The sequence below is a fragment of the Aureimonas sp. ME7 genome (assembly GCF_903970965.1).
Lineage (GTDB): Bacteria > Pseudomonadota > Alphaproteobacteria > Rhizobiales > Rhizobiaceae > Aureimonas.
Genome location: NZ_CAJCKW010000013.1, coordinates 76,416 through 82,513, shown reverse-complemented (window position 1 = coordinate 82,513; position 6,098 = coordinate 76,416). Strand labels below are relative to the sequence as shown.

Below are 6,098 nucleotides of genomic sequence, written 5' to 3'. Positions count from 1 at the left end.
CCCAAGCATGCTCAACGCATCACTCGAAAAACCTCGTCCGACACTCCAAGAGGCGCAAAACCGAGCCGAACCAGCCAACCCCGGAAGAAATCCCCCAGAACCAACCGTCAGCTCAACTTCCCGGCAGAGTGACTGGAACCATCCGGCCCCCGTCCCGTCCGCCCCGGCGCCACCGCCGTCGTCGATGAGCGGTGTATAGATCCGACCGCCGCCAAACGTCAATGGGAAAAGTGACTGTTCGATGCAGAAAAATGGAAAGTGCAATCAGGACAGTCACTTACCCGTTCAGCCAACCGACATCTCGATGCACGACGACTGCCCGAAGGCAGTTGGAAGGCCGGATCTGTCCTTACCTTCCCCCCGTCCCGCCGAACAAACCATCGCATACGCGCGCTGTAGCACTGCCGCCTGTGGGTCTTCTTAAGGATTGGTTGACATCGCCTATCGTCAGCCCTCTATCTCATGCGATCGTGGCGGCTCCTCGTTGTCTGGTCTGCCTCCTTCGAGCCCTCGCCCGTCCGATCCTTGATTCCGCCGCTTTGCGTGGGGAGGAAAGCGGGCGAGCAGCATGAGACGTGAATGAGCCACGAGCGATACGCCAAACCCCATTTCGGCAATCAGCCCGCGCTCGTCGCCGACGCCCGGCGGCGCCCGGATCGCCGACAGGTTTCCGCTCGTTGGCTGGCTGGAACCCTTCTCACCGGACTGACCTCGACCGCGATGATGGGCATCGCGCTTTCCGCCGCCCATGATGGGCGCCGCATGCTGGTGTCCCCCGCCGTCGTCGGCGAGTTGGCCGGAACCGTCAGCGACGTGGTGGAAAAGGGTGAGCGCGTGTTCGCCACGCCCATTCCCATCGACCGCAACCGATCCACGATCGAGGTGCCGACCCTCGTTCGCGTCGGGGATCGCGACGTCATCCGGTCGGTGCCCTTTGCCTATGCCTCGATGCTCCTCGGAGCGCGCCACCCCAATACGGGCTCCTATCCCGCCTTCGACGCGATGAACGTAATGGGAGGCGAGGACGAGGACGGGGATGCCGAGCCGCGCTCCGAGACCGGCCAGATCTACGATGCCAAGGTCGAGGGTGACGTCGATCTCGCGGTCGAAACCTTCGCCTTCGACGAGGCGACGTTCGACGACTTTCCCGATATCGATACGAAGGAAGCCGAGCACTTGGTGCGCGATGCACTTCCGCGTATGGAGAGCGAACCGCTGCAGGTCGCCGCCTTCCAAGCCTTCGACGCGTCCCGTTTCGGCGGCGGCATGAGCGACGCGCAGGACTATCTTCCGGGCTCAGCCTTCCGCGTCATCGAGGAGAACATCTCCGTATCCCCATCGGACGCCGCGGCGGAACGGGTGTCGCGCTACTTCGAGGAGATCGTGCCTTTCCGGGAGGAGCGTCCGATCGTCGAGGCGCTTCGCGAGAACGGTCACGAGGACGCGGAGGCGTCCGGGGAAGCGCTTGGCCATCTTCTCGGGCGCGAGGAAATGGGTGCCGGCGAGGTCTTGCGTCTCGGCCTCGAGCCGGATGGCGAGGGCTCCCGCATCGTCCGGGTTTCGGCCTATCGGGGCGAGAAACATCAGGCGACCGTGGCTTTGAGCGACGACGGTTCGTTCCAGTCGGGTCCCGAGCCTGCCCTCAGCCAATCGGTGGCGCAGGCCTTCGACGAGAACGCGACCGAGACGCCGCTGCGCCAGAGCATGCCGACCGTCTACGACGGCATCTACCAGGCGGCCCTCGCCTACGGCCTCGACGACCGGCTTTGCCGCCGCCTTCTCAAGATCCTCGCGCCCGAGGTCGACTATCAGGCGCGACTCGATCCGACCGATCGCCTGACCCTCCTTTACTCCCTGGAAGAGGGTCGTGACACCGCGAGCGCGGAATCCCAGATCCTCTTCGTGGAAGCCAAGTTCGGCGACTCGACCAAACGCTACTACCGCTTCTTCACCCCCGACGACGACCAGACCGACTACTACGACGAGGAAGGACGGAGCGCGAAGCAGTTCCTCCTGCGCAACCCGGTGCCCAAGGGGCGGTTCAGCTCGCCCTTCGGCGCGCGGCGCCATCCGATTCTGGGCTATTCGCGCATGCACTGGGGTGTCGATTGGGCGGCACCGCGCGGAACGCCCATCCTGGCGTCGGGCTCCGGAACGGTCGAAAAGGCCGGCTGGTCCACCGGCAACGGCCAGCAGACATTGATTCGTCATGCCAACGGCTACGAAACCTCCTATTCCCACCAAAGCAAGATCGCGCCCGGCGTGAAGCCCGGCGCACGCGTGCGCCAGGGCCAAGTCATCGGCTATGTCGGCTCCACCGGCCTATCGACTGGCAACCACCTCCACTACGAGGTCAGCGTCAACGGCACGCGGGTGGACCCCTTGCGCATCCGCCTTCCCTCCGGTCGCCAGCTCGGGGGCGATCAGCTGATCGCCTTCGAAAAGGAGCGCGAGCGGATCGACAATCTCCTGAAGGACAGCGTCGAGGACATGCGCGTCGCCTCGCATTGAGGCGACGCCGCGTCTCTGCCGGTTCTATTCCGGCGGACGGATCGAAGACTGCGAACGCCAGAGATCGATCCCACCCTCGGTCGCGTGGGTGTCGATGGCGGCGATCTCGTCGGACGAGAAACCAAGCGTCTTCAGGGCGTCGAGCGAGGAATCTAGCTGCTCCACCGTGCGCGCACCGATCAGCGCGGAGGTGATGCGCTCATCGCGCAGCACCCAGGCGATCGCCATCTGGGCGAGCGACTGCCCACGCGCGGCCGCGATCTCACCGAGGGCGCGGATTCGCGCGAGATTGTCCTCTGTCACCAGATCGGGCGAGAAGGACTTGGCCTTGGAAGCTCGCGAGCCCTCCGGGATGCCGCGAACGTACTTGTCGGTCAGGAGCCCCTGCGCCAGCGGCGAGAAGGCGATGCAGCCGACGCCGAGCGCGCCCAGCGTATCGAGGAGTTCGTCCTCCACCCAGCGGTTGAGCATCGAATAGGACGGCTGATGGATCAGCATCGGCGTACCGAGGCTTTTCAAGATCGCGTGGGCCCGGCGCGTCAGGTCGGGCGAATAGGACGATACGCCGACATACAGCGCCTTGCCCGACCGCACGATGTGATCCAGCGCCCCCATCGTCTCCTCCAGCGGCGTCCGAGGATCGGGCCTGTGGTGGTAGAAGATGTCGACATAGTCGAGCCCCATCCGCTTCAGGCTCTGGTCGAGCGAGGCGACGAGGTACTTGCGCGAGCCGAAATTGCCATAGGGGCCCGGCCACATGTCCCAACCCGCCTTGGACGAGATCACGAGTTCGTCCCGGTAGGGCCGGAAGTCGAGATCCATCCAGCGACCGAAATTCTCCTCGGCCGAGCCGGGGGGCGGGCCGTAATTGTTGGCGAGGTCGAAATGCGTCACCCCCCGGTCGAAGGCCCGGCGCAGGATGGCGCGGCCCGTTTCGAACACGTCGGCGCCCCCGAAATTCTGCCATAGGCCGAGGGACACTTCCGGCAGGTCGAGCCCCGAGCGACCGGTGCGACGATAGCTCATGTCGGAATAACGGTGATCGGCGGCGTTATAGGGCATTCGTGTTCCTCCTCGAAGCGCAGGCAAGCGCGAGCGGACTATAGGTCCGCTCCGACCGGAGGGAAGCAAAAACCCTTAAGGTTCAGCGGCAGTAGGTCGCGTCGTTGGACCGGGCGGCGATGTCGAGATGAAGATGCGTCCCGTGGTCCGAATCCGTGCCGGGCCCGAGAACCGTGCGGAACGGGCCGCAAGCGGCGCGCCGCACGGCGGCCGCGAAGCGGTCTTCCGGCGTGCCGGGTGTCACCGCTTCCACCGGAACGGTGCGCCCGTCCGACAGGACGAAGCCCGCGATGTCGATGGCGCTCCCGCGAGAATGCTCGGAAATGCGCGATTCGCTGGCGCGCGCCCGGCAGACATAGGTGGAAGCCTGCGACAGCGCCTTCACCTTCGCGCCCTTGAACTCGGCCTTGGCGGACGGCTCGACGCTTTCGCCCACCCAGATATCGAGCGCCAGCGCCGTGCGGCAGAGAAAGGTCGTTCCCGGCTCCACCGTGGTTCCGTTGGAAAGGCGCTTGACCGACACGGGCCGGAGGACGCCGCAATAGCCATCGGCGATCGTTTCGCCGACCGTGAACTCGGCCCCGCGCGCCTTCAGTTCCTTTTCGCACATCACCGCGTCTTCCACGGCGGCGGCCGCCTCGACGGTCTGGGCCGGCGTCACCTCCATCGGCGGCGTTTCGGGCGCGCTCGGCTCGGGCTGCGTGCGGGCCTTCTCGGGCGGCACGTAGGCCGGTTGGGGCGCGTCGGCGCTGGGAGAGGTCGCCGGCGCCAGCTCCGCCGGCTTTTCTTCGGCGGGCTTGCCGTCGGCCGGCGTCTCTGAGGGCTTCGCCTCGGGCGAAGGGGTTGCGGTTTCGCCGGCCGGCGGCTCGGGCCGGTCTTCCGGGACCGGAACGTGAACGGGCGGCGGCGGTTCGCCCGCAGTGGGCGCCTCGGCTTCCGGCGAGGTCCGGGGCACGGGCACCGCTTCCTCGGCGCGCGCGCCGTATGCCAGAAGCGACACCGCCGCCGCGATCCAGACCTTGCGTCCCCTCATCGACCCGCCCTCCCCCGGCCTTACGCTATTCCACGAACTCGACGACGACGCCGGGCTTCACCAGCTTGGCGAGTTCGGCCGCGTCCCAGTTCGTCAGGCGCACGCAGCCGTGGCTGTTGGTCTTGCCGATCTTGGAGGGCTCGGGCGTGCCGTGGATGCCGTAGGTCGGCTTCGACAAGGCGATCCAGATCGTGCCGACCGGCCCGTTCGGACCCGGAGGAATGGTCAGGACCTTGTCGTTGTCGCCCTGCTTGAAGTTGATCTTCGGGTTGTAGGTGTAGTTGGGGTTGAAGGCGATGCGCGCGACCTCCACGGTGCCCGACGGCGAGGGCGTCGAGGTCGACCCGATCGAGGAGGGATAGGCCGCGACCAGCCGCCCGGTGGCGTCGTAGGCGCGAACCTGCTCGCGCCCCTTGTCGGCAACGATGCGCGCGACTTCGACGCCCGTGATGTTCTCGCCCGTCGCCATGACCTTGATGATCGTGCCGGGGCGGGTGAAGTCGGCGCCCGGATTGATCTCCTTGAGATAGGCCTCGTCCATGTGGAAGCGCTCGCCCAGCATCTCGGTCACGCGCTCGTAGCTCATCGCGGGCAGCGCCGCCTTGTGCGCGTAGTCCTCGGGGATGGCCGCGACATAGGGGCCGCCGACGTCCTCGTTGGTGATCTCGTAGGACACCACCGCCGGCCCGCCAGTCGCCATCAACTCTTCCATGAGCGACTGGGCGTTGGTGGCGTCGATGGTGCGGCCGGTCATCTCGGTATAGGCGGCGACCGCTTTGTCGACATTGCCGCCCATGCGCCCGTCGATCACCCCCGGCGAGATGCCGGCGCGGTCGAGCAGGACCTGGAGCGCGGCGATCTCGGCCTTGGCGTTCTTGCCCTTCGGCCCGGCCACTTTGGGCGCCGGGTCGGTCTCGATCATGGTCTGGCCTTCGAGACGGCCGTTGCCGGTCAGGGGATCGTTGCCGAACCCGTCGGAGGGCGCGATCGAGCCCGTGGTGCCGCCGTCCGGCAGGCCCGCCTGATCCCAGGCACCAGCGGGGGGCAAGGGCTGCTGTTCCACCGGCGCGTCGCGGTAGTCGTCATAGGGCTCGGCGGAGGGCACACCGTACTCGACGCCCGGCGGCACGTCGCCCGCCCGACCTTCCAGGACCACGGGCCCGGAGGGCGCCCCGTAGCCGTGCCGCTCGGCCCGCTGCCCGCGCCGCGGACGCTCCACCGCGATCACCCGGCCGTAGGAATCCACGGTGACGACATTGCCGAACTCGTCGACGAAGCTTTCCGTGCCCGGTCCGTAGTCATCGTAGCCGGGATCGTAGCGCTGCGCCAAGCCCGGGGATGCGCCCATGCAAAGGCCGGCCATCAGAAGGGCCATCACCCGCACCGCTCGCTTGGCCATGTCCTTGCCTTCTCCTCATACGCCGCACCGGCAACGCCTGGCAGGCAAATAGGGCGTAATGCTGGTCCGAAGATGGTTAACGCCGCGTGCATG

General features: G+C 66.7%; 4 protein-coding genes. 1 reads left to right on the top strand and 3 read right to left on the bottom strand.

The features are described from left to right. The first annotated feature begins 579 nt into the window (after positions 1-579). The gene (locus H7A85_RS17950; RefSeq protein ID WP_182087339.1) at positions 580-2,511 is read left to right on the top strand and encodes a M23 family metallopeptidase; all 1,932 of its coding nucleotides are present in this window, start codon (positions 580-582) and stop codon (positions 2,509-2,511) included. A 24-nt stretch (positions 2,512-2,535) separates the two neighbouring features. Here the strand turns inward: H7A85_RS17950 and mgrA are convergent, their stop codons facing one another. The 3 genes from mgrA to H7A85_RS17935 all read right to left on the bottom strand — a co-directional run bounded on the left by mgrA (position 2,536) and on the right by H7A85_RS17935 (position 6,005). After that, on the bottom strand, positions 2,536-3,573 hold the full coding sequence (gene mgrA / locus H7A85_RS17945) for an L-glyceraldehyde 3-phosphate reductase (RefSeq protein WP_182087338.1): 1,038 nt from the start codon (positions 3,571-3,573) through the stop codon (positions 2,536-2,538). An 82-nt stretch (positions 3,574-3,655) separates the two neighbouring features. Then, positions 3,656-4,606, bottom strand: a complete 951-nt coding sequence (locus H7A85_RS17940; RefSeq protein ID WP_182087337.1) for an extensin family protein — start codon at positions 4,604-4,606, stop codon at positions 3,656-3,658. A 25-nt stretch (positions 4,607-4,631) separates the two neighbouring features. Next, positions 4,632-6,005: a L,D-transpeptidase gene (locus H7A85_RS17935; protein WP_244631264.1), complete on the bottom strand. Its 1,374-nt coding sequence runs from the start codon at positions 6,003-6,005 to the stop codon at positions 4,632-4,634. Between the last annotated feature and the right edge of the window lie 93 nt (positions 6,006-6,098).

Bases quoted from the DNA above. Each gene is read 5' to 3' on its own strand.
- H7A85_RS17940 (WP_182087337.1), bottom strand. From the start codon at position 4,606: ATGAGGGGACGCAAGGTCTGGATCGCGGCGGCGGTGTCGCTTCTGGCA.
- H7A85_RS17935 (WP_244631264.1), bottom strand. From the start codon at position 6,005: ATGGCCAAGCGAGCGGTGCGGGTGATGGCCCTTCTGATGGCCGGCCTT.
- H7A85_RS17950 (WP_182087339.1), top strand. From the start codon at position 580: ATGAGCCACGAGCGATACGCCAAACCCCATTTCGGCAATCAGCCCGCG.
- mgrA (WP_182087338.1), bottom strand. From the start codon at position 3,573: ATGCCCTATAACGCCGCCGATCACCGTTATTCCGACATGAGCTATCGT.